Source organism: Persicobacter diffluens (assembly GCF_036244895.1).
GTDB classification, from domain to species: domain Bacteria; phylum Bacteroidota; class Bacteroidia; order Cytophagales; family Cyclobacteriaceae; genus Persicobacter; species Persicobacter diffluens.
The window spans coordinates 211,878-236,903 of the sequence record NZ_BQKE01000001.1 but is presented as its reverse complement, the minus strand read 5'-3'; the positions used below and the strand labels follow the sequence as shown (position 1 = coordinate 236,903).

At 42.8% G+C, this 25,026-nt stretch carries 19 protein-coding genes and 2 tRNA genes; 19 read left to right on the top strand and 2 right to left on the bottom strand.

What is annotated here, in order from left to right:
- The 11 genes from AAA970_RS00960 (at position 1) to AAA970_RS00910 (ending at position 15,595) form a co-directional block, all read left to right on the top strand.
- Positions 1-1,140 (top strand): glycosyltransferase family protein, encoded by a 1,140-nt coding sequence (locus AAA970_RS00960; protein ID WP_338235638.1) that lies wholly within the window; start codon positions 1-3, stop codon positions 1,138-1,140.
- A 94-nt stretch (positions 1,141-1,234) separates the two neighbouring features.
- Positions 1,235-2,296 (top strand): hypothetical protein, encoded by a 1,062-nt coding sequence (locus AAA970_RS00955; RefSeq protein WP_053406218.1) that lies wholly within the window; start codon positions 1,235-1,237, stop codon positions 2,294-2,296.
- A 340-nt stretch (positions 2,297-2,636) separates the two neighbouring features.
- Entirely contained in the window at positions 2,637-3,266 is a 630-nt protein-coding gene (locus AAA970_RS00950; RefSeq protein WP_338235637.1) for a riboflavin synthase, read from the top strand.
- A 70-nt stretch (positions 3,267-3,336) separates the two neighbouring features.
- Positions 3,337-4,224 carry a ComEA family DNA-binding protein gene (locus AAA970_RS00945; RefSeq protein WP_338235636.1) on the top strand — a complete coding sequence of 296 codons (888 nt, stop codon included), beginning with the start codon at positions 3,337-3,339 and terminating at the stop codon, positions 4,222-4,224.
- Positions 4,225-4,270: 46 nt separating this feature from the next.
- A complete protein-coding gene (locus AAA970_RS00940) occupies positions 4,271-4,693 on the top strand; it encodes a secondary thiamine-phosphate synthase enzyme YjbQ (RefSeq protein WP_053406221.1) in 423 nt (140 codons plus the stop codon).
- A gap of 166 nt (positions 4,694-4,859) precedes the next feature.
- On the top strand, positions 4,860-5,453 hold the full coding sequence (ruvA, locus tag AAA970_RS00935; protein ID WP_338235635.1) for a Holliday junction branch migration protein RuvA: 594 nt from the start codon (positions 4,860-4,862) through the stop codon (positions 5,451-5,453).
- A 35-nt stretch (positions 5,454-5,488) separates the two neighbouring features.
- Positions 5,489-12,628, top strand: a complete 7,140-nt coding sequence (gene sov / locus AAA970_RS00930) for a T9SS outer membrane translocon Sov/SprA (protein WP_338235634.1) — start codon at positions 5,489-5,491, stop codon at positions 12,626-12,628.
- A gap of 183 nt (positions 12,629-12,811) precedes the next feature.
- A complete protein-coding gene (gcvH, locus tag AAA970_RS00925) occupies positions 12,812-13,189 on the top strand; it encodes a glycine cleavage system protein GcvH (RefSeq protein ID WP_053406223.1) in 378 nt (125 codons plus the stop codon).
- A 45-nt stretch (positions 13,190-13,234) separates the two neighbouring features.
- Positions 13,235-13,627, top strand: a complete 393-nt coding sequence (locus AAA970_RS00920; RefSeq protein ID WP_338235633.1) for a VanZ family protein — start codon at positions 13,235-13,237, stop codon at positions 13,625-13,627.
- Between the two features lie 92 nt (positions 13,628-13,719).
- Positions 13,720-14,394 carry an energy transducer TonB gene (locus AAA970_RS00915; protein WP_053406225.1) on the top strand — a complete coding sequence of 225 codons (675 nt, stop codon included), beginning with the start codon at positions 13,720-13,722 and terminating at the stop codon, positions 14,392-14,394.
- Positions 14,395-14,920: 526 nt separating this feature from the next.
- Positions 14,921-15,595: an energy transducer TonB gene (locus AAA970_RS00910; protein WP_338235632.1), complete on the top strand. Its 675-nt coding sequence runs from the start codon at positions 14,921-14,923 to the stop codon at positions 15,593-15,595.
- Between the two features lie 98 nt (positions 15,596-15,693).
- On the opposite strand, the gene AAA970_RS00905 is transcribed toward AAA970_RS00910, so the two are convergent.
- Positions 15,694-16,578, bottom strand: a complete 885-nt coding sequence (locus AAA970_RS00905; RefSeq protein ID WP_338235631.1) for a YicC/YloC family endoribonuclease — start codon at positions 16,576-16,578, stop codon at positions 15,694-15,696.
- A 124-nt stretch (positions 16,579-16,702) separates the two neighbouring features.
- On the opposite strand from AAA970_RS00905, the gene AAA970_RS00900 reads away from it, so the two are divergent.
- From AAA970_RS00900 to AAA970_RS00890, 3 genes are all read left to right on the top strand, one after another.
- On the top strand, positions 16,703-18,556 hold the full coding sequence (locus AAA970_RS00900) for an AMP-dependent synthetase/ligase (RefSeq protein WP_338235630.1): 1,854 nt from the start codon (positions 16,703-16,705) through the stop codon (positions 18,554-18,556).
- A 113-nt stretch (positions 18,557-18,669) separates the two neighbouring features.
- Positions 18,670-18,746: transfer RNA gene (locus AAA970_RS00895), tRNA-Arg, on the top strand.
- A gap of 4 nt (positions 18,747-18,750) precedes the next feature.
- A tRNA-Arg gene (locus tag AAA970_RS00890) sits at positions 18,751-18,824 on the top strand.
- 72 nt (positions 18,825-18,896) lie between these two features.
- Here the strand turns inward: AAA970_RS00890 and recF are convergent.
- A complete protein-coding gene (recF, locus tag AAA970_RS00885; RefSeq protein ID WP_338235629.1) occupies positions 18,897-20,006 on the bottom strand; it encodes a DNA replication/repair protein RecF in 1,110 nt (369 codons plus the stop codon).
- A gap of 115 nt (positions 20,007-20,121) precedes the next feature.
- Between recF and pdhA the strand changes: the two genes are divergently transcribed.
- From pdhA to AAA970_RS00860, 5 genes are all read left to right on the top strand, one after another.
- On the top strand, positions 20,122-21,150 hold the full coding sequence (gene pdhA / locus AAA970_RS00880) for a pyruvate dehydrogenase (acetyl-transferring) E1 component subunit alpha (protein ID WP_060685156.1): 1,029 nt from the start codon (positions 20,122-20,124) through the stop codon (positions 21,148-21,150).
- Between the two features lie 67 nt (positions 21,151-21,217).
- Positions 21,218-21,934 (top strand): tetratricopeptide repeat protein, encoded by a 717-nt coding sequence (locus AAA970_RS00875; protein ID WP_338235628.1) that lies wholly within the window; start codon positions 21,218-21,220, stop codon positions 21,932-21,934.
- 785 nt (positions 21,935-22,719) lie between these two features.
- Positions 22,720-23,196 (top strand): 6,7-dimethyl-8-ribityllumazine synthase, encoded by a 477-nt coding sequence (ribH, locus tag AAA970_RS00870; protein ID WP_053406233.1) that lies wholly within the window; start codon positions 22,720-22,722, stop codon positions 23,194-23,196.
- 90 nt (positions 23,197-23,286) lie between these two features.
- A complete protein-coding gene (locus tag AAA970_RS00865) occupies positions 23,287-24,603 on the top strand; it encodes an aspartate kinase (RefSeq protein WP_338235627.1) in 1,317 nt (438 codons plus the stop codon).
- Positions 24,604-24,798: 195 nt separating this feature from the next.
- Positions 24,799-25,023, top strand: coding sequence for a FeoA family protein (locus AAA970_RS00860; RefSeq protein ID WP_053406235.1), 225 nt, complete (start codon positions 24,799-24,801; stop codon positions 25,021-25,023).
- The last annotated feature ends 3 nt before the right edge of the window (positions 25,024-25,026 follow it).

Here is a 25,026-nt window from a genome sequence, read left to right as displayed (position 1 = left end):
ATGCGATTCATATTTATTGTTCAAATCGAGGGTAGGGGGCATATGACTCAGGCCATGGCTTTGCAAACCCGCCTGCAAAAAGCAGGTCATGAAGTATCGCATGTCTTCTTGGGCAAGGGGAAAAGACGAGAAATGCCGGAATATTTCGCAGAACACTTTTCCTGCCCGGTAGAGCAGGTGGCAAGCCCCAACTTCATTACGGATAAACACAATAAAAAAGTAAGAATCGTCCGTTCGGTATTATATAATTTCAAATACCTGAATATCTTCAAAAAAAGTCTTAATCGTATTCATGAGGTGGTGCAGGAACAAAAGCCCGATATCATCGTCAGTTTCTATGATTTTTTGGGAGGATTTTACAATCTACGCTTTCGCCCTAAGGCCAAATTTGTTTGCATCGGCCATCAGTACCTGGCTCAGCACCCGGATTTCCCACATATTCCTCAACGCAGGTCCGAAAAACTTCTTTTCGAAACCAATAACTTCCTGATGGCCCTGGGGGCCGATCTTAAAATAGCACTTTCCTTCGCGCCCTATACCTCAATTCCGGAAAAGAAAACCGTGGTCGTCCCACCATTGCTAAGAGATGATTTACCCGAACCCTCTCTTCATCAGGAGGAATTTTTGCTTTGCTATATGGTCAATGACGGCTATGGAGACGATATCATGAAATGGCATGAGCGCAACCGGGAAGTGAAGCTCGTTGCTTTTTGGGACCGAAAAACTGCCGGGGAAGTGTACCAACCTCATCCCAACCTAATCTTTCATCAGCTCAATGGTCCCAAATTCATAGACCACATGCTGCGTTGCAGAGGCTTGGTAAGCACTGCCGGTTTTGAATCCATTTGTGAGGCCATGTATTTAGGAAAACCCACCTTTATGGTGCCTGTAAAAAGGCAATATGAACAAGCCTGCAATGCGCTGGATGCCGCAAAAGCAGGTGCGGGCATTTGGGCTGAATACTTTGACATCAGTACCTTTCTGGCCTATTTGGAAGGACAAAAAACGAAAAGAGTAAATCCGCAGAAAGAATGGTTCGATGACGGAGAGAGAAAGATCATAGCGGCATTGGAACAGCTGAATTCCAGTGAAAGGACAAGCTCACCTGGCCAAAAAATTACAGAATCACTGCAAGTCTGATGACCTCCCGAAATATCCTTTGGATTTTGCTCACAATTTCCTCCTGAATGTCGTTGTGATCTTTATATTTGTGACCGACAGACAATCCACAACAATGGCCATAATCAGTAAGAAAAAAATCATTTATCCGATTTACGATAAATTACAACTCTATTGTGCCGAGCACGGTCGACAAGCAGACTTACCCATCACCTATGAAGACCTCTGCCGATACAATAGTTCCATCCCACTTTTTGATAACAACGACAATGACACCCTTTGGGAGACTGTATTTTTCTCTCCCATTGAAATGGAACAGGTGCACGCTAGTCTGAAATATATTTACTCTTTATTGAGAGCTGGCGGGGATGTATCGGTGATCAAACACCTTTATATTGATCGCATTGACGTTTGTACTTACGGCAATACCCGTCCCTTCCGAATTCGGGTGGTGAACCGCATTAACGACCTTTTCGACTATTTTTATATCAAAAGAGCCGATGCTTCCCGGGTTTATGGCCTGGAGCTGGAACATCTCCTTTCTCCTAATAACATCACCTTCTTTGTAAATGACCAAACGCTGGTAGAAGAACATATTCAGGGGATTCCCGGCGACCAGTTTATGGCCGGACATATGCATTCACAGGAGGTCAATGAGATCAGACTGGCCAAGGAATTTGTTAAATTCAACGAAAGATGCTTCGTGCGCCTTTTGGGAGATATGCACGCCAATAACTTTGTGGTGGAGATTATTCCGGATTTTGATGAGGTTCATTATCGAATCCGTCCTATTGACTTTGACCAACAAAACTACGAAGGCCGTCGGGTAATTTATCTTCCACAGTTTTTTAAGCAGAACAACCCCATCATTCAGATTGGCATCAAGTATATGAAGCCGGAGCTGGAATTACAGTACCAAAAAGAGGAACGTTCCCGATTAAGAAACCGAATTCGAGCTGCGCATTATAAGATTGATCAGCTGATCGAGGTGATGAAAGGCGATAATATCTCCAAACCCACCAATGTACACCAGTTGAAAACCGAACTTTCGGAAATGTATCGTTCTTCCTCTTTCCTGAAATGCCAGAATATGGGAGAAGTGCTACATGAAAGTCTGAGCATGCTCTTTAAACAAAAAATTCGCCCAAGGAATAACAGTATTCCAATTATTGAATAAGCGCCAGTTTAAAGGCCGGCATCCTCTTTCCGTATTTGAGTTATTGCGGAGGCAATACCTGATTTTTGGGAGGGAACAGCATCACTATGTGCGTGTTTAAAAACCAAAATTCGAAGCGAAAATTTGATGATTGCAGAAGCGATACCCAATTATTTTGGGAGAATAGCCTGGCTATTGTTGAGAATTGATCCAAAATCGCTTCCCATCATTCGAATTTTTTTCAGATGAAATGGTTTTTAACTTGCTCTATGCTTTTAAAATTCTTGGGAGACAAGCAAATGAGGTTTACCTCTATAATGGAAATCACTACCTTTGCCTAAATCCCACTAAATATAGCATCATGTTTACAGGAATAATTGAACAAATCGGTATCATCAAGGAAGTCATTCAAGACCATTCTAATGCCGTTTTTAAAATCGAGTCTGTACTGGCTCCTGAATTAAAAATCGATCAGAGTTTGGCACACAATGGTGTTTGCCTGACAGTGACTGAAATAGACGGAAATGTTTCTACGGTAGTTGCCGTGGATGAAACCCTGAAAAAAACAGCCCTGGGTGATTTAAAAGCGGGAGATATTGTAAACCTGGAAAGAGCCATGGCTTCCGGTGGTCGCTATGACGGCCACATTGTGCAGGGACATGTGGATCAGGTGGGTATTTGCACCAGTGTTCAGGAAGTGGATGGCTCCTGGCTATTTGATTTCGAATATGACCCTTCCACCGGCAACTTTTGCGTGGAAAAGGGTTCCATTACCATTAATGGCGTAAGTTTGACGGTTTTTAATACGGCAGAGAAAGGAAAATTCCGTGTAACAATTATTCCTTACACCTTCGAACACACCAATTTTAAACAAATTAAAGCGGGCGATAGGGTGAACCTGGAATTCGATATTCTTGGAAAATATGTTCAAAGATTATTCGAAGGAGGCTATGAAGATTATCTTTTGGAAAAGTTAAAAGGTAAAGTTTAAATTACATGCATTCTTCCAATATGCTTTAAACTAAAACGAAGCGCATCAGTCATTTTGAATAAAAAAACTGATGCGCTTTTTTCGTCAATTTCAAAAAAAATACAACCTCAGTGACCGGGAGCTTTGGTCGGTGATCTTACTTCACCTTTTTATCATTATCATTTTGGGCTTAGGGAACACCCTTCCCCAATTATTGAAACCCACAGCGATAAAATTGGGCATTATTGAAGAAATCACTATTTCTCCCGAATTATTGGCTTTACAGAAGGAATGGGAAAAAGACAGTCTGTTCACTTTTAATCCCAATAAGGCCAATGCCCTACAACTTCATCAATTAGGCTTTAAGAAAAAAAGCATTCAGCATCTTCTCAACTTCCGCAAAAAAGGCTATAACTTTCGGCTCAAAAAAGACCTGCTCAAAATTGCTGATATGGATTCCCTCCATTTTCAAAAAATTTACACTTTCATCGATCTACCGGAAAGCTTTCCTAAACGTAATCCTAAAGCCAAAGCCAAGCCTAAAATGGCGAAGCCCTATTCGCCTCCTAAAAAGCTAAACATTAATCTCAACACTGCAGATAAGCATAATTTGTCAAAAATATATGGTATAGGTCCCAAGCGAGCAGAGCAGATTCTCAAGTACCGAAAGCTACTGGGAGGCTATGTGGAAAAAGAACAACTGGCCGAGGTCTATGCACTCGAAGGAGAGACAGAAGTGCTGAAAAATTGCTACCAGGCTTGCTTTATTACGCCCCATTTCCAACCCGAAACCATCTCCATCAATCAGGATGATTTCAAAAAACTAGTCCGACACCCCTATCTGGAATATGAAGAAGTCAAGGTGATTTGCAATTACCGAAGGGAATTCCCAATTGAGAATAGTAGTCATTTAAAGAAAATACTATCCTGTAGTGACAGAAAAATACAAAAATTAGCTCCCTACCTCAATTTCGATTGACGGGTATCACTTTTTACCTTAATTTGGGAAATTCCTTTTATTGCGTATGAAGTTTTTCCAACACCAATTAAGGCTTCCCGCCTTCCGAAGAGGTTTTCACCTGATTACGGAGGAGGTGATGGCCCACATGCCCGAATTATCGCAAATTAAGGTCGGAATCTTACATGTGTTTATTCAGCATACTTCCGCTAGTTTAACCATAAATGAGAATGCCGACCCTACCGTAAGGCAGGATTTTGAAGCCCATATGAATAAAATGGTGCCGGAAGGAGCCTCCTATTTCAAACACACCTATGAAGGTCCCGATGATATGCCCGCGCATATTAAGGCATCCCTTATGGGGCCTGCTTTGACAATTCCTATCACCAATGGGCAATTGAACATGGGGACCTGGCAGGGCATTTACCTTTGCGAGCATCGGGATTATGGGGGAGAAAGAAAAATTATCATAACCGCCCAGGGAATTTAGATTTTTGAAAGCGAAAAATGCATTATGCTTTTATTTTATGACATACTATTAAATTAAAAGTGGATTAAAAAGCACTAGACTGCGGTTTTACCAGTAGTTTTATTAATTTTATCGTTATTTATTGCATTTAGCGTATTTCTTCATTTTATACCAGAAAAGCTGATCAATGATTGCATATATCCGAGGAAGAATTACAGAAAAAGAACCAACATATGTAGTGTTGGATGTGGGAGGATTAGGTTATGAAGTTCGTATTTCCCTCAATACTTTTGAAAAACTTCAGGACAATAAAGAAGAAGTGAGATTAGCCACTTATTTACAGGTAAAGGAAGATGCTCACACCCTTTTCGGCTTTTTTGATATCCTGGAGAAAAAGCTTTTTTTACACCTTATTGGCGTAAATGGCGTAGGTGCCAATACGGCCATGGTTATGCTTTCCTCCATGAATGTCAGGGAGCTTAAAGAGGCCATTGCTTCTGAGGATGTAAAAACTATTCAAAAAATTAAAGGCATCGGAGCCAAAACTGCTCAGCGCATCATTCTGGAATTGAAAGATAAATTGCTGAAAGAGGGGGTGGATGCTCCGGCAAGTTCTACTGGCGGTGGCACAGCACATCAGGCGAAAGAAGAAGCTTTAATTGCACTGACTACTTTAGGAATACCTAAAGCCACTGCTGAAAAAAGCATCACTAATATCCTTAAAAAGCATGGAAGTGATATTAGTGTGGAAGAGATCATCAAACTTGCACTAAAAAATTAATCCTGACTCAACCTATTTTTTAACCCATCACCACCTTGAAGTCTAACCTTTATTCAATATCTCAACTACTGTTCATTGCAGCAGTAACGCTTTTCGCAGCACCGGCATTGTCTGATGCTGCAGCGCCTTTTTTCCAGGTGGTGGAACAGGCCGATACCCTTAGGAATGAGAATCAGAAAGACAGTATTCCGGAGAAATATGTACCGTCTCGCACTCCGCAGATTAATCCGGAATCTGATCGGCCCGGAGCGCCCTTTACAGATCCTAATTTGGGACTTTCGCCATTATACCTGAAAGACCCCTCCAATGTGAAGATGGATGTTGAGCTGGATACTTCCAACAATTACACCATTTATGAAAAAATGGGTGATGTGAATTTCCGGCCTACTACCAATATGACTTTTGATGAATTCAATCAATACAACAATCAACAAATCCAAAAGGAATATTGGCTGGAAAGATCAAAAGGACTGGACGGCGAAAGTGCCGTAAGTGGGCGACAATTGATCCCGCCTATTTATGTAAGCCCTATTTTCGACCGTATTTTCGGCGGGAGTTATATTGACATTACCCCTTCCGGTTATGCCACCTTAGATTTTGCCTTAAGATATCAAAGAGTGGCCAATCCGGCCGTACCGGTTTCTCAACAACGAAATGGCGGTTTTGAATTTCAAAACCAAATATCCATGAACGTCATCGGGGAGATTGGAGATAAGCTGAAGGTGACTGCCAATTTTGACAACAACAAGGCTTTTAACTTTCAAAATGACTTCCGGGTAGAATATACCGGATACAAGGAAGAAATCATCAAAAAGATTGAAGTCGGTAATGTAAGTTTACCCTCTTCCAACAGTTTGATTACCGGTGCTCAAAACCTATTCGGGGTAAAAGCTCAATTCCAGTTTGGTAAACTTTACGCGACCACGCTTTTTTCCACACAAAGAGGTAAATCAAATACCATTGTTCTGGAAGGCAATTCCGGAGGACAGGGAAAACAATTCGAGATGGTGGCTTCGAATTATGACGAAAACCGCCACTTCTTCCTGGGCCATTTCTTCAAAGATAATTATGAAAACTGGTTGAGAGGATTACCTCAGGTGCTTTCAGGAGTGAATGTTACCCGGGTGGAAGTCTATGTGCTGAATCGAAATAATGACACCCAAACCCTGCGAAATGTAGCCGGTCTCCTGGATATGGCCGAACCCAACAGGGATAATATGAATAAACCGGATAACTCCTTTAACCAACCTATTAATCCGGCTTTTCCGAATGATAACCGTGCCAATGGCATGTTCAATAGCTTGCAGCAAGATCCCTCTTTAAGAAATGCGGACACCTTTACCGATGCGATGATTGCCAAAGGCTTCGAAAATTCAGAGGATTTTGTCAAGATCAATGGGGCCAGAAAGCTGGATCCGCAGGAATATTCCATTCATAGTGCATTAGGTTATATCTCGCTTTTCCGTCGTTTACAAAATGATGAAATGCTGGCCGTAGCCTACGAATACACTTACAACGGACAAGCTTATAAAGTAGGGGAGATGTCAGAAGATTATCAGAACAGACCTGATGCTGAACTGATCTTCCTGAAAATGCTTCGCCCGAATAAGATTGATGTAGAATCACCCGCTTGGCAGCTGATGATGAGAAACGTCTACAACCTGGGGTCTTCTCAAATTGGCCCGGAGGGTTTTGATTTGAAAGTAATTTACCGGGATGACCGTACCGGTATTGATAACCCCAGTTTGCACGAGGGAACAAATACTAAGGATAAGCCTTTGGTGGAACTGTTAAGAGCCGATAGATTGAACAGAAACGGAGACCCCCAGCCGGATGGTATTTTTGATTACGTCGCCGACGTTACCGTATTCTCCGACAATGGAAACATCTTCTTCCCTGTACTGCAGCCTTTTGGTAATACCCTGGACGAACAGTTCCTCCCCACGGAGGATGTTTTGAAAGAAAAATATGTCTTCGAGGAACTCTATTCCAGAACCAAGGCGGATGCCGAGCTGGTCACCGAAAAGAATAAATTCTTTATCAAAGGATCCTTCCAGGCCGGTAGTGGCTCGGAGATCACCCTTCCGGGAATTGATATCTCTCCGGGATCCGTGGTCCTCTCTGCTGGTGGTATTCCCATGACCGAGGGCGTGGATTATACGGTAGACTATAACCTGGGGCGGGTAAATATTACCAACCAGGCCATTCTGAATTCCGGAAAATCTATTACCATTACTTATGAGCAGGCTGATTTACTCAACTTCCAGACCCGATCCTTATTGGGAACTCGCCTGGATTATCGGGTGGATGACCGCCTGAATATTGGAGGTACGCTGCTTTACCTTAATGAACGAGCAGTAGTAAGCCGGGTAGGAATAGGTGATGAACCGGTTCGAAATGTGAAGTATGGGTTTGATGTCAGCTTTCAGGATGAATCCCGTTTTCTAACCCGCATGGTAGATGCGCTTCCCCTGGTGCAAACCAAAGAAACTTCCACGGTCAGTATTAATGCAGAATTTGCGCAATTAATTCCGGGCACCTCTAATAAAGTGGATGGATCCGGAACCGCTTATATCGATGATTTTGAAACCACCATTACCCCATTTTCGGTATCCAACAACTGGTTTTTAGGGGCGACTCCTGAAACCACCGGTAACCGACTCATCGAAGATAATGGAGAAGATAAACTGGGTATTAATTATAAGCGCGCCAAGCTGGCCTGGTATACCATTGACAATACCTTCTACCAGACCAACAGCCGGAACAAACCGGCCAATATTACCACTGAAGACACTCAGAACAACTATGTTCGGAATATTCCTCCACAGGAGATCTTCAGAGAACGTGATGAGACCCTGATCAATGCCAATATCGCCACCTTCGATATGGCTTTTTTCCCGCAGGAACGTGGACCCTACAACTACAATCCCAACCTGACAAATGAGGGGCTTTTGCCGGAACCGGAGGACAACTGGGGAGCTATTACCCGCGCCATTACCTCAGATGTGGACTTTGATAAAACCAATATCGAGTACATCGAATTCTGGATGATGGATCCCTTCATCGAGGGCACCAATGGTCGCGTACTGGATGGGCGTCTGAATACCAATAACACTACCGGAGGAGACCTGTATTTCAATCTGGGCTCTGTATCCGAAGACCTGATGAAGGATGGCAAGCATGCTTTTGAGAACGGCCTGCCGCCCGATGGTTCTGATGGCGGCTTCGACACCAACGAATGGGGTAAGGTAACGACCCAGCAATATTTGAACAATGCCTTTGATAATGACCCGAACTCCCGACCTTTCCAGGATGTGGGACTGGATGGCCTTCGTTCAGAGGAAGAATTAGAGTTCTTTAGGGAAAATTTCATTGATCGATTAGTAGTAGCACCGGAAGTACTTACCGCTATTTCTCAAGACCCTTCCGGTGATAACTTCCGACACTATCTGGATGCTGCTTACACGGATATTGATGCCAAAATCCTGGAGCGTTATAAAGACTTCAACGGAATGGATGGTAACTCGCCGATTCAGTCCAACAATAATAACTTCACCTCAGCCGGTAGCGCTTATCCTGACAATGAGGATTTGAATAATGACAACACTATCAGTGACCTGGAGGAGTATTATGAATACAAAATCAGCCTTAAACCAGGTGATCTGGAAGTAGGTAAAAACAATATTGTTGATAAAGTCACCAACTCAGAGGCTAACGCCTCCTGGTATTTATTCCGTATCCCGGTGCGTCAGCCTACTGGCTCCTATGGTGGGATTTCCGGTTTCAAAACCATTCGCTTTATGCGGACATACCTGACGGGCTGGCAGCAGCCGGTGGTATTGCGTATGGCCAAATTCCAGCTGGTAGGTTCGCAGTGGCGACGTTACGAAAACAGCTTATTTGACAATGGGCTGGACGAAGTGCCGGAGCCATTTGATACCGACTTCCAGGTCTCCGTGGTGAATTTGGAGGAAAACTCAAGTGCACTCAACAAAATACCTTACCGGGTTCCACCGGGAATCAGCCGGGATTACGACAACACTTCTGTGGTTTCTCGTCAGCTGAACGAACAATCCATTCAGTTGGTGATGAAAGATCTTCAGAATAAAGACGCCCGGGCAGTGTTTAAAAACACCACCCTGGACTTGATCAATTATGGTCGATTAAAAATGTTTGTCCATGGGCAGGACCCCATCACGCAGAGTGATGAACTCCGGGTGTTCATGAGAATCGGTACGGACTTAACCCAGAACTTCTACGAAATTGAATGGCCTCTTAAAATAACACCGGAAGGTTCCAATACCTCTGAGGAAATCTGGCCTGCAGAAAACAACCTGGACATTGCCTTAAATGACCTTTATGCTATTAAATCTCGGAGAAACAGGGAAGGCTTTGAGCAGGCTTTGCCTTATTCGCAGCAGGTGGGACGGTATAAAATCACGATTGTGGGTCGGCCGGAATTAAGTACCGTTCAAACAATTATGCTCGGTGCTCGAAATCCGGATACCTTCGACAAGCAAAGCAAGGATATCACCGTTTGGTTTAATGAATTACGTGCAACGGATTTCGACAGTGAAAATGGTTGGGCCGGAAATGTCCGATTCAATACCAAACTGGCGGATTTAGGGGTACTTTCAGGTAGCAGTAGCTATATCTCTTCCGGCTTTGGAGGTATTCAGGATAATATTTCCGCACGAACCAGGGAGTCTTCCCTGAACTATGATATTGCCGCTAATGTCAATTTAGATAAATTCGGGCTGGACCGTTTCGGACTGCGTATTCCGATGTACGTTTCTTACGAACATAACAAAATTACGCCAAAGTGGGATCCGCTGGATCCCGACATTCCGCTGGAGGCCTCACTGGAGTCCTTTGACACCCAGGCCGAAAGGGATGCATATCGCAAATTAGTGGAAGATAATACTTACCGGAGGGCGATTAGTTTTAACAATGTCCGGAAAGTAAAAGTGAAAGAGGATGCTATCCCACACATTTATGATATTGAAAACTGGGCTTTCTCTTATGCCTATAGTGAAATTACCCGGACGAATATCAACCTGGCAGATTATATCAACTTTAACCATAAAGTAGGGCTGGCCTATAACTATAACGCCAACCCCTTCATATTGGAGCCATTTAAAAACAGTAAAGGATTAAAATCAGACTGGTTGCGTTTGATCAAAGATTTCAATTTAGCCCTATGGCCCTCTTCCATTAGTGTGAGGGGAGACCTGGACCGAAGCTTTATCAGAAACCAGCTTTTCAATGAAGATTTAACCACGGTAGGCATTGAACCGACCTATGAGAAATACTTCAATTTTAACCGCTATTACAATATTCGCTGGGCATTAACGCAAAACCTCTCGCTTACATATAATGCCAGAGCATTTGCAACCATTGATGAACCCGAAGGCGACATCAATACCCAGGCTGCCAGAGATTCCATTCGAGCCAATCTGATGAGGCTGGGCCGTTTGAAAACTTTTGATCAGAATATCCGGGCTGATTACCGATTACCTTTGGATAAAATTCCATTGACGGACTTCTTAAATGCCGACCTGAACTATTCGGTGAACTATACCTGGACGGCCGGCCCGGTGAACATTGAGGAGGAATTTGATTTCGCCAATACGATCCAAAACTACCGTCAATACGGAGGTACCGGTAAAATTGACCTGGTCAAACTCTACAATAAAAATAAATTCCTGCGGGACATTAATAAACCTAAACGAAAACGGCGATCCTCCTCCAGATCCACCACCAGAAAGATAGAGGCAGATACTATTAAAGCCCCAGCTGAAATGAAAGGGCTTAAGGGCATGCTAAGGTTGTTAATGATGGTTCGGGACGTGAACGCCACCATTAGCTATACGGACGGAACTTCTTTGCCGGGCTTTGAGCCAACCCCGAACCTCTTCGGGCAAAACTTTGACAATAACGCACCGGGCTGGCCCTTTATTCTGGGTAGTCAGGATGCAGGCATTCGGAATCAGCTGGCGGATCAGGATCTATTGATTCAAAATGGTAACCTGACCCAGCAATTCAGTCAGAACCAGATGATCAATATGAACCTGAATGCCAACCTGGAACCGATTAAGGATTTGAAAATCCGACTGAGTATGACCAAAACGAAGAACTCCTTCTATCAGGAACTCTTCCGTTATGACACCATCAGTAATTCCTTTGAATCCAATACGCCGGCAAGAAATGGTAGCTATTCCATCTCCTATTTCATGCTGCCAACCACCTTCTCCAGTTTTGATACTGATTTGGTGGATAAGGCTTTCCGGGATTTTGAAAGCTATCGCGCCATCATTAAGGACCGGTTGGATGCACTTAACCCCAATGGAGGAGAGTATAACATCAATTCTCAGGATGTATTAATTCCGGCCTTTATAGCGGCCTATACCGGAAAATCAGCGGAAGAAGCTAAATTAAGCCCATTCCCGAAAATCCCGATTCCAAACTGGCGTCTGGACTATTCCGGATTGCGTAATATCCCGGCGCTAAAAGACATTTTCAGTTCGGTGAATATTACTCACGCCTATAATTCAACTTACAGCGTCAACAGCTATACCAATTCACTGGAGTACACCGATAATCTGGAATTATCCAATGACATTGAGAATTACCCCTTGGCCACTAAAATAAACGAGGAAACTGGCTTCTATACACCGGTATATGTCCTGGATCAAATCGTGATGTCGGAGCAATTTTCTCCGCTGATTGGTTTAAATGTCAGAACAAAATCCAAGGTAAGTGCCAAGATAGAATACCGATGGGAGAGGAACCTCGCCCTGAACATCTCCAATATTCAGATGACCGAGATGAGAAATAAAGACTGGTCCTTTGACATTGGATATACCAAAGGAGGAATGAAAATGCCATTCCGATGGAAAGGACGGACCGTCGTTCTGGACAATGACCTGACCTTCCGCCTCAACTTTGTGATTCGGGATACCGAAACCCTGCAAAGAAAGCTGGATGATGTCAGCACCATTACCAACGGTAATGTCAATTACCAGATCAGGCCTACGGTCGCCTACGTGGTAAATAACCGACTGAATATTCAAGCCTATTATGAGCGAACGGTAAATGAGCCCAAAATCTCCACCTCCTACCTCAGAACAGCCACCAACTTCGGGGTTCAGGTAAGGTTCAATTTCTCAAATTAATTTCTTAAGCGCCCAAAACTTCCAATGGTTTTGGGCGTTTTTGTTTGCAGAAGATAGAATCTTCTGAGGCCATCTTCTGAATATTTCTAAATTCCATACTGCCCTCTAATTCCCATGGTTTTTAGAAAAAATAATTCAATATTTGCCACACAACAGTTTGACCCATTTTAATTTTTTAAAACCATGAATATCCCTGCAGAATTAAAGTATACTAAAGATCACGAGTGGATCCGTATTGAAGGAAATACCGCTATCGTGGGCGTCACTGATTTTGCTCAAAAAGAGCTGGGAGATATCGTTTATGTAGAAGTAGAAACGGTAGACGAAGAAATTGAAGCTGGTGAGGTATTCGGAACAGTAGAAGCGGTAAAAACCGTTTCTGACCTGTTTATGCCCATTAGCGGAACTATTGTGGAATTCAACGAATCCCTGGAAAGCGAGCCTGAAAAGGTAAACGCTGATGCCTATGGGGAAGGTTGGATGATCAAAATTGAAATGAACAATCCTGCAGAAGTAGAAACATTACTTTCTGCAGAGGCGTACGAAGAACTTATTGGCTAACATTAAATTTAATCTTGGCTTAAAAAATCAAAGGAGGATACTTCTTTGATTTTTTTTTACCTTTCCGTTATGATCCTTCGTTACCAACTGTTCACCATCATCTGGGTGATCATCATCCTTTTTCTTACCCTATTGCCAGCCTCTTCCTTACCTTCAGGAATCAACTGGTATATCCCTTTCGATAAATTGGCCCATGCTGGTGTTTTCGGAATATTGGCCCTATTACTGACAATAGGCTCCTGTAAGCAGTACAGCGTTGAACACATGAAACGCTTTCCCTACCATTGGACCATTAGCCTGTGTTTCGTTTTCGGACTGTTGATTGAAGTTTTACAAGGGAGTTTCACCAGCCGACATTTCGAATGGATGGATTTAGTGGCAGATATGATAGGCGCATTTATTGGGTTGATTGTATTTTTTTTCGTCTATAAGTGGTGAGGTCTTTTTGTTTCGCGAAATTTTTAATAAGTTTGAGGGACGACAACAACTTTTCTTATACATCCCTTTGACTAATTAAAAAGGAAGCTGATATGGAGATTAAAAAGAACCCTGGTAAGGATCTTACCAAAAAATCAGGGCTGTTCTTTAATATTGGTCTGTGTATTTCCTTAGGTCTTGTAATCCTTGCTTTTGAGTGGAAGTCGTACGACGATGTAAAAATCGCCGACGCTGCCGTTGCTGAAGTAGATTTCGAAGAAGTGACCGAGGTACCCCAGACTCAACAGCCCCCTCCACCACCACCAAAAATCCAGGCACCTGTTATTGTAGAGGTACCGGATGAGGAAGTGATTGACGAGGATATCGACGTTGATTTGGACGTGGATGTTACCGAAGATGCCGTAATCGAAGAAGTAGTATTCGAGGAAGCACCGGAGGAAGAAGAAGTAGAAGAAGTATTTACTATTGTAGAGGATCAGCCAGAATTCCCGGGAGGAATGCCAGCGTTCTACAAATACATTGGTAAAAACTTGAAGTATCCATCTCAAGCCCGTCGTATGGGTATCGAAGGAAAGGTATTCGTACAGTTCGTAGTAGGTAAAGATGGTAAAATCAGCGAAGTACAAGTTATTAAAGGTATTGGTGCTGGTTGTGATGAGGAAGCTAAGCGTGTAATTGAAAGCTCTCCAAAATGGAAAGCTGGTAAGCAACGTGGACGTGCTGTAAAAGTACGTATGATCCTTCCGATCACCTTCAAATTGGGATAATTCCCTAAAAAAGAAATTAAAAAAAGGACTGCAGCAATGTAGTCCTTTTTTTTATGCTTAAATCCAAATTACGAAGGCTTAAGTCGGATTATTCTGGCTTAAGCCGGATAATTCATGCTTAAATCCTCGTTTAGTTGTAAGGCGGAAAAAATGAAGTAACTTCTCCCATTTCAAATTTATCCCAACGAAGCAGATGAATGAGGAGAAAGCAAGCTTACCCCAATTTGGGTTATTTAAAAAACAAAATCGAAATGGCAATAAGTTGATTAATGGTATTTACTGAATCTATCATTGAAAATTTAAGGTTAAAATATAATTCCTCAAACGAGTCACAACAAACTACACCACAGCAAATTACCCCCAAACCATCAACAACAAAATAAACCACTCAAGAACCATAGCTTCTCCTTTTTATATTTTTTAAACGTTATTTTTTACCAAAAATAATTTTGTGGCAACGTTTTTGTAGTATAATAAAGCAAAAGAATTGGCCGATTCTAATGTAGTACTTCTAACATTTTAGCTTATGGAACTCAAGAAAGACCCCGGAAAAGATCTAAAAAAGAGAAGATCCTTATTTTTTACCATCGGCCTTTGCCTCTCTTTAGCTTTCAGTATTGCTGCTTTTAATTGGCGGGTTTATGAGGATAAAATTGATATTACCGGCATCCCCATAGATGGAGATGATATCGAAATCGTCGAAATCCCGGCCAGTAGAATTGAGCCCCCCAAACCACCCAGAGTGGTTAATCCCGTGATTATTGAAATTCCGGATACGGAGGATATCCTTGATCCCGATGATATTGACATCGATATCGAGGTAACCGAAACCGATAAGATTGAAGATGTAATATTTACAGACGCTCCAATAGAAGAAGATCCTGAAGAAATCGTTGTCTTTGCTGAAAAACAACCTGCTTTCCCCGGAGGAATTTCTGCTTTTTATAAATATGTAAGCAAGAACATGAACTATCCCAGCCAAGCCAAAAGGCAAGGCATTTCAGGAAAAGTTTTTGTGCAGTTCGTAGTAGACCGCGACGGTTCCATTTCCAATGTAGAAATCATGAAAGGCATTGGGGCCGGATGTGATGAAGAAGCGAAGCGTGTATTGGCCAATTCCCCAAAATGGAATCCTGGAAAACAGCGGGGCAGAGCCGTGCGCGTCAGAATGGTGTTACCAATCACCTTCAAATTGAATTAAACCATAGTAGTAGGATATATTTTTCCCATACTATACCTACCAAAAAGGCCAGCTCACTACGGGCTGGCCTTATTCATTGTACAATCATTTGTAATCCTTTAAAGGATATTCAGGGATTGCTCCTTAATTTTTTCCAACTCTTCTTTCATTTGTACCACCAGGCGCTGAATGGCGGCATGGTTGGCTTTTGATCCAAGCGTATTGATTTCCCGGCCAATCTCCTGGGAAATAAAACCCAGTTTTTTTCCGTTAGAAGCCTGCGTAGGTTTTAATATTACCTCTTTAAAATATTTCAGGTGATTCGCCAGACGCACTTTCTCCTCATTAATGTCATATTTCTCCAGATAGAATATGATCTCCTGCTCAAAACGATTCTGATCGTAATCTTCTTTTTGCTGCAAGTCCTCCAAATTTTGACGCAGGCGGTTTTTCACCGTCTCCACGCGCTCTTCTTCAAATTGAGGAACTTTTTGCAAACATCCATCAATGACGTCAATATAGCTCACCAGCTTTTCAGCCAATACCGCTCCTTCCTTTAGGCGGAAGGCATCACAATCTTTTAGCGCGGCATTTAAAGCCGAATGAAGTAATTTCCAATCCGCTTCACTACCCAGCTCTTCCCGCTCATTCACCAAAACTTCCGGCATCTGCAATACCAACTTAAACAATTCCTGTTCACTGGCGCCTGTATTTTCCGCCAAAGCTTTCAGAGCGGCATAATAATTCTGAAAAAGCCCTTCATTCACCTGCACCTTTGGAGTAGTATCATCTTTGCGATTAAATTCAATATTGACCGCAACTTTCCCTCTTTCCAGACAGTCCCCAATGGTATTTCTAATCTCGATCTCCCGATCGCTGAAGGTTCTGGGTAATTTTAAGTTAGTATCTAAGAACTTAGAATTCAAAGTTCTGACTTCTACCTGAATACTGATGGATTCCGTATCCAAATTGGCAGAACCGTAACCTGTCATGGATTTTATCATAGCCTTTTCTTTATTTAAATACTAATGTAAAAAAAACATACAATATTTCATTTATTTCCTTCGTTGACCGAAATTCAAATTTTCGTTTAATTGGTAAAAAGTCGACGATTTGACCCTATCCCCCATGGATAAAAACAGTCTATTGGATCTTTTCGAGAAAGCCGTACATGCATTTGGACCACAACCGCTTTTCTGGCAATGGCAGGAGGGAGTTTTCAGCCCCATTACCTATCAGGAAACCAGTCAGCATGTGCATGGCTATGCCAATGGATGGAAAAACTTAGGACTAAACCGTGGAGAGAAAGTCGCCCTTTGGCTCGACTCCTCCCCGCTGTGGGTCATTACGGAAATCAGCATTTGGTATGCCGGGGGAGTGGCGGTACCCATGAATCTCAAAACGGAAATCAATACCCTGATTTGGCAAATCAAACATGCGGAATGTCAACATCTGGTATTGGAAGAACATCTGGTGGAACAAATACTGCCGCACCTGCCTGCTTTGCCTGAAAATTTACATTTGTGGTATAACCGCAAAAATCAGCGCTTCGAACACCCGCAAATAACACCCCTGCAGGAGTTATTAGATTTTGGTGATCAGGTGCCCCTTATCCCGACTACGGAGCTGGCGACCATTATCTTTACTTCGGGTACCAGCGCAGACCCTAGGGCTGTTCTACTTAGCCATGAGAATCTGCGAACCAATGTCCTCCAAATCAAAAAAAGAATCCCTATTCCCCCGGAGGCACGCACTTTCATGCTGCTTCCGCTGGATCATGCCTTTGCACATACCGTAGGTTTGTATAGCGTCATCATTCAGGGAGGAAGTATTGGCTTTCCTCCACAGGGAAAATCCATGATGGAAATTCTCCGGATGATTCCCGAAATCCTGCAGTCCTTCCAGCCCGACTTCCTGCTCCTGGTTCCGGCCCTGATTAAAAGTCTTCGCTTGTATGTAGAAAGAGCGGTTCGCTCACTAGGAGAGGAAGTAGAAAAAGATTACCGCAATGCTTTGGCCCTGGCTTATCAAAAAGCCAGAAGCGGAGATGAATTAGGATATGTAAAACGACTGAGTGCCTTTTTCATGACACACGCCGTCCTCAATAAGCTCAAAGATAAACTATTCCCTAACCTAAAATTTATGGTAACCGGGGGAGCCTATTTGGATCGCAATGTCATTTTCTATTTCAATGCCCTCGGGCTTCCAGTTTATCAGGGCTATGGACTTACCGAAGCCAGCCCGGTAGTTTCTACCAATAATGAACAATATCAAAAAGTAGGTTCCGTAGGCATGCCGCTTTCCATGGTAGAAGTGGAAATTCGGGATGAAAAGGGAGAGCGATTACCCCTGGAAAAAACAGGAGAGATTGTGGTAAAAGGCACAAATGTGACCAGAGGGTATTTCAAAAATACGGAAGCTACGAACCTCCTGATCAGAGACAAATGGCTACATACCGGAGACATTGGTAAAATTGACAGCGAGGGTTACCTCTATGTCCTGGGGCGCATCAAAAGCCTGCTAATTTCCTCTGATGGAGAGAAATTTCCTCCGGAAATGGTGGAGGCCGATATCGAAGAATTTTGCAGCTGTATTGATGCCGTTTGCCTGTTCAATAACCAATCACCCTATACCCTGGCTTTAGTAGTTCCAAATGTGGCCAACATTCGAAAAAAAGCCCTGGAAAAACATATTGGAAATAAAGAACTCATCCCTTTTACACTCAAAACCATCGAAGAAGAGTTAATCAATTTCAGAAAGGCGACTGCCTTTGAAGCCAAATGGACCCCCAACAGATTCCGCCTGATGATGGAGCCCATGAGTATTCAAAATCGCTTCCTGAATCATAACTACAAAATGATCCGACCACGGGTACATGATTTTTATGCAGCAGAAATTGAAGAAATTTTCAGAAAAAAAGATCGAAATACCAATGATCCCATAAATTTGGAACGCGCAAGAAGCCTGCACGTTAGCCATTAATAAAGGGTGCACAAAGAAAATAAATCTTGTAAAATTAGCTAAAATGGGGCGCTAAGGTTTGTTTTTTACCAAAGCCTTCCTACATTTGCATCCGCTTAAGCATTGAAGGAAACGGTCGCGTAGCTCAACTGGATAGAGCATCTGCCTTCTAAGCAGACGGTTCGGGGTTCGAGTCCCTGCGCGATCACCACAATGGTCTAGTAGCTCAACTGGATAGAGCACCTGCCTTCTAAGCAGGCGGTTCGGGGTTCGAGTCCCTGCTGGATCACGATGCTTAAGCAAAAGCCCATTCTTTCGAATGGGCTTTTTTTTGCCTGAATATTTTTCTAAAACGGTCAGACTATTCCTTATTCTGTATTACTCCCTTTTCAATTTCAAAGATTTTTACCTCTTCGTCAATCTCCTTTACCAGGCCTTTGGTTCGCTCCGGACGGGCGTCAGTAATAAAAATTTGTCCGAATTTATGCCCTGCCACCATTTTCAACAGGTGCTGCATGCGCTGATCATCCAGCTTATCGAAAATATCGTCCAGCAACAAAATAGGTTTAAACCCTTTCTGCTGATGAATTAAATCAAAATGGCTCAACTTCAATGCCACCACGAAGGACTTCTGCTGCCCCTGTGAACCAAATCGCTTCACCGGATGGCCACCAATCAAAAATCGGAAATCATCCCGATGCACCCCCATAGTTGTTCTTCCCAGGACGACATCTTTTTCCGTCGCCTGCTCAAACTTCTCCTTAAAATCTTCCTTCAGTACCTCCGTCCGGTAACGCAAACTCACTTCTTCCCGTCCACCAGACAAGGCCTGATAATGCGCCTGAAACAAAGGTTCAAACTGATCCAAAAAAGAAATGCGCGCGCGGGCGATCTTTTCCGCACGATCTAATAGGGGAATATTATAGGTTTCCAATAGATCCTGATCTGCCGGCATATGATTTTTCTGCCACTGACGCAGCAGCGCATTCCGCTGCTTCAACAATCCATTGTATTCCATCAGCCATTGCAGATAATTACGATCGGTCTGACAAATAATCGCATCAAAAAAACGCCTCCGCTCTTCACTTCCTTCCCGAATCAAATCCGTATCATGGGGCGCCATCATCACCACCGGAAATCGCCCCACATGATCCGAAAGGCGCTCATAAGGCACCTGATCGCATCTCAACACCTTTTTGGCCCCTTGTTGCAAAGCGCACAATACCTGATGCTGCCGGTCTTCATTCCTGAATTCTCCCCGAATACTGAAAAAAGGCTCCTGATGACGAATGCTTTGCTGGTCCTGCCCCGGAAAAGCAGATTTCGCCAGCGATAAATAGTGAATAGCATCGAGCAGATTGGTTTTTCCGCTACCATTTTCTCCAACCAAACAATTAATCTGAGGTGAAAACTGCATATTCAGCTCTTCATAATTCTTGAAATTCAGCAGTTGGATATTAAAAAGAAACATAAAGGAATGTATTGATTGCAGCGACTTTTTATTATTTTCGCCCACTACAAACCTATTAACTACAATTGTTTTCTGCAAATCAAGCTTAAGACAACAATAAAACCATATAACAATTATGTCAAACCAAACTGCAAACACTGGATCTGCGGCTACTGAGGAGCGTTTCTCCAAAGAAACCTATATGTGGTGGTATGAAAACATGCTACACATGAGACGCTTTGAAGAAATGAGTGGTCGTGTGTATGGTCAGCAGAAAATCAGTGGATTCTGCCACTTGTATATTGGTCAGGAAGCCTGTGCAGCAGGTGCTGTTTCCGCACTAAAAAAAGGGGATAAATACATTACCGCTTATCGTGATCACGCTCATCCTATTGCCTTAGGATCTGACCCAAAGCGTATCATGGCTGAGCTTTACGGTAAAGCCACCGGCCTTTCTAAAGGTAAAGGTGGGTCTATGCACATCTTCGATGTGGAGAATGGCTTCTACGGTGGCCACGGTATCGTGGGTGGACAAATTCCATTGGGCGCCGGTTTGGCTTTCGCTGAACAATATAAAGGAACAGATAACCTTTGTATCGCTTATATGGGAGATGGTGCAGCTCGCCAGGGTGCGGTACACGAGGCATTCAACATGGCCATGACCATGAAATTGCCTATTATCTTCGTGATTGAAAACAATGGTTACGCCATGGGTACTTCCGTACAACGTACTTCTAACGTAATCGAACTTTATAAATTAGGAGAATCTTACGATATGCCATCCCGTCCGGTAGACGGCATGAGCGTGGAAGAGGTTCATATTGCTTGTGAGGAAGCTGCTGAGCATATCCGTGCAGGAAAAGGTCCTGTATTGCTAGAGTTCCGCACTTACCGCTACAAAGGTCACTCTATGTCTGACCCTGCAAAATACCGTACCAAAGAAGAGGTAGAGAGCTACAAGCAAAAAGACCCTGTTCAGCAGGTAAAAGCCACTATCCTTGAAAAAGGTTATGCAACTGAAGAGGAATTAAAAGAAATGGATAACAGAATCAAAGAGTCTGTAAAAGAATGTGTAAAATTTGCGGAGGAGTCTCCACTTCCGGACCCAAAAGAAATTTTCACAGACGTTTACGCTCAGGAAGACTATCCATTCGTTAGAGAATAATCGGTGAGGGCCGCTATTTTAATATCAATAAAAATTGATTATTATTGCACCCTAAAAATTTTTTCAAATGGCAAAGAATAAGAAAAAACAAGAAGAAGCTGAAAAGTATACAGGTCAGGAGTTATTGGAAAATCCAGAAGCGATTGCTGACCGCCTGAGTAAATCAGAAGAGTTTTTAGAAAAAAACAAGGTAGCCGTAATTGGTGGATCCGTAGCTTTGATCGTGGCGGTAGGATTGTTTTTCTTTTACCAGAGCTTCATTTCCGGCAAAGATAAAACTGCACAGGCAGAAATGTTTCAGGCGCAGTACTACTTTGAGCAAGACAGCCTTAACCTGGCTTTAAATGGAGATGGAAACAGCTATGGTTTTCTTAAAATTGCCGACGAATATGGCAGCACTCCTGCAGGTAAATTGGCAAACTATTACACAGGTGTAATTTACTTGCGTCAGGGTGAGTTTGATAAGGCCATCAACACTTTGAAAGGCTTCAGCCCTTCAGATCAGTTGATTCAGGCAAAAACTTATGCCTTGATTGGTGATGGCTATATGGAAAAGAAAAGCTATGGGGATGCACTTTCTTACTATCAGAAAGCGGCCAACTACAAAGCCAACAAATTCTTTTCTCCGATTTACCTGAAAAAAGCAGCTTTAGCGGCTGAATTGAAAGGTGACTTGAAAACGGCAAAGTCAAGCCTGGAGACTATCGTAAATGACTACTCAGATGCTAACGAGTATCAGGAAGCCCGCAAGCAACTAGCGCGCGTGAACGGAATGATCAACTAAGATTAGCCAAAAAAATACAAAAGGGATTAGCCAAAAGCTGATCCCTTTTTTTATTGCCCTTTCTCGAATTATTCACCGCTAAATTCAGCAATTCCCCTAAAGTGGCATATTTTCAGCTCGATAAGATGGTGTTTATTGATTTATTAATAACCCAAATTTGCGCAGGCTTGCTTTCTCCTCATTCACCTGTTCCCTTGGAAAACAGTTGAAATTGGTAACTATTCCTTGATTTTCCCCACCCGGCAGCCAAACGAAGATTTAAGCAATAAGAATTCAGCTTAAGTTGAAAAAAAGATCGCTCCTGATCGTTCATCCCTGTACAAATGGCCGGCCTCTGGCTACTAATTAAACAATTTGCAACCTTTCTCCGCTCAACAGGCAATCTGAAGCCACCACCGCCCCCTGCGGACACCCTTACTGACCGAAAAATTGGCAACGACTAAACACTAAAACGAAAAAAGCAATTATCGCTTTCCCATTTTAGTCAAAACTTGAATATGAGAATGGAAAACAATCAATTTTACATCAGCCTGAATTAGAGAGGAGTTAAATCCCATTTCCCATAAATCCACCAATAGTTTCAAACCTCAATCCCAAAAATTAATTGTACTTTTGAGCGTCAAATAAAACCGTTGTTTTATAAATCTAACAGTTGTTATAATAATAAAACCCATCGGCGGCGTTTATTCCATTTTATAACAATTTGTTAGAATCGATTTACATAAAAGCGGGAAAATAATTGACCACGATTCTTTTTATTCATCTAAATTTGAACTGTAATACATATGGCAACTGCACTAAAAAATCTGAGCGAATATTCTGATAAAAACTTATCTGACGTAAGTGGCAAGACTTTCGCAATTGTAGTGTCGGAATGGAATGAGGAAGTAACAGAAGCCCTTTATAAGGGGGCTAAAGAAACACTTTTAGTCAATGGGGTTTCTGAAAAGAATATCATCCGAAAGAATGTTCCGGGAAGTTACGAATTATCCTTAGGCGCACAGTGGATGGCACAACGTGCTGATGTGGATGCGGTCATTTGCCTGGGATGCGTGATTCAGGGTGAAACCAAACATTTTGACTTCATCAATCAGGCCGTAGCGATTGGTATTACAGAAGTGAATTTGAAATTCAATAAACCCGTAATTTTCGGTGTGCTTACCCCAGATACGCAGGAACAGGCGTTGGACAGAGCCGGCGGGAAACATGGAAATAAAGGAGACGAGGCAGCGATCACAGCAATTAAAATGCTGGGATTCTAAATACAGCTTCGGGCAGGGAGAACTCCTTGCCCGTTTTTAGTTCACTGCCTCTTGAAACTTGAGTAAAAAACGATAAATATTATACAGGTCATGCAGGTATACAAGTTTGGAGGCACTTCGGTAGGAAGACCGGAGCGTATGCATCGCGTAGCAGAATTAATTCAGGCAGATTCAGAACGTAAAATCGTGGTATTGTCCGCTCTTTCGGGCACTACTAACGCCTTAGTGGCAATTGGAGATGCGTTAACAGCCAAAAACAATGATTTGGCCCGCCAATTAATTGAAGAGCTTTACGAGCACTATTTGGCATTCTATCCCAAATTAGTAATCGGCGATAATGCATTGGCCAAGGCAAAACAAATCATTGATGAACACTTTAGCTTCATCCGCACTTTGCCCGGACACTTCTTCAACAAGCGCCTGAATAAGGAATTATTGGCACAAGGCGAATTAATGTCCACCAAGCTATTCACCACTTACCTGCACGAACAAGGCGTAAAAGCACAATTGCTGCCGGCATTGGATTTTATGCTAGTAAACGAAGACCATGAGCCGGACCTGGAATTCACTTCCAGAGAACTGTCCGCCTTGGTGGAAGCTGCTGAAGGCACTCAACTTTTTATCACCCAGGGCTATATTTGTCGTGACCACGAAGGCGAGGTTTCCAACCTGAGCCGCGGTGGATCTGACTATACCGCTACTTTGATCGGCGCTGCCATTCAGGCATCAGAAACGCAGATCTGGACGGACATTGACGGCATGCACAACAATGACCCTAGAGTAGTAGAAAACACTTTTCCAATTCCGGAGTTGAGCTTTGATGAAGCTTCCGAATTGGCCTATTTTGGTGCAAAAATCCTGCACCCGACGTCCATTATCCCTGCACAACGTTACAATGTTCCGGTACGATTGAAGAATACAATGGAGCCAAAAGCACCGGGTACTTTGATCAGTCAGCATTTTTCGGCAACCGGAGCTGTAAAAGCAGTTGCTGCAAAAGATGGCATTACCGCTATAAAAATCCGTTCCAATCGAATGGTACTGGCTTATGGATTTATCCGTCAGATCTTCGAGGTGTTTGAAAAATATAAAACACCAATCGATATGATCACTACTTCTGAGGTAGCAGTCTCATTAACCATTGATAATGATGAACAACTTCCTCAGATCCTGGAAACCTTAGAGAAATTCGGCCAGGTGCAGGTGGACCGCAATCAGTCCATCGTTTGTGTAGTGGGAGACTTTGGAGAGGAAAAAGTGGGTATCGCAACCAAAGTACTGGATGCTATGGAAGAAGTGCCAATCCGAATGATTTCCTATGGAGGTTCAGATTACAACATTTCCCTTTTAGTGGGAAGTGAAAACAAAGAGAAGTCACTTTGTCGTCTGAATGAATTCCTTTTCTAAGCAACTATAAAGCAATCATTAATAGAAAGCTGTCTCTCCCGGGGCAGCTTTTTTTATGCCCTCCAATAAATTGCCCGGACAACAACTAATTATCTCATATCCTGTTCTATATTTTAATTCTCCAACATCGTTTTGTTAAGGAAAAAATACTAATTTGCGTTTAGATCAGTTCTAAATTAGTTTCGTATAAAAATCATGAACATTGCAGATTTGAAAATTGGACAAAAGGGAATCGTCACAGGATTTTCTGACGAGGAACTATCCCTTCGCCTATTGGATATGGGCTGTTTACCCGGGGAAGAAATTACCCTGAGTTGTATTGCGCCTTTAGGTGATCCAATTGCCATTGATGTAGCAGGCTCCCGCGTTTCTTTGCGTAAAAAAGAAGCCTCCACCGTCATGATTGAAAAAATATCGTAAATC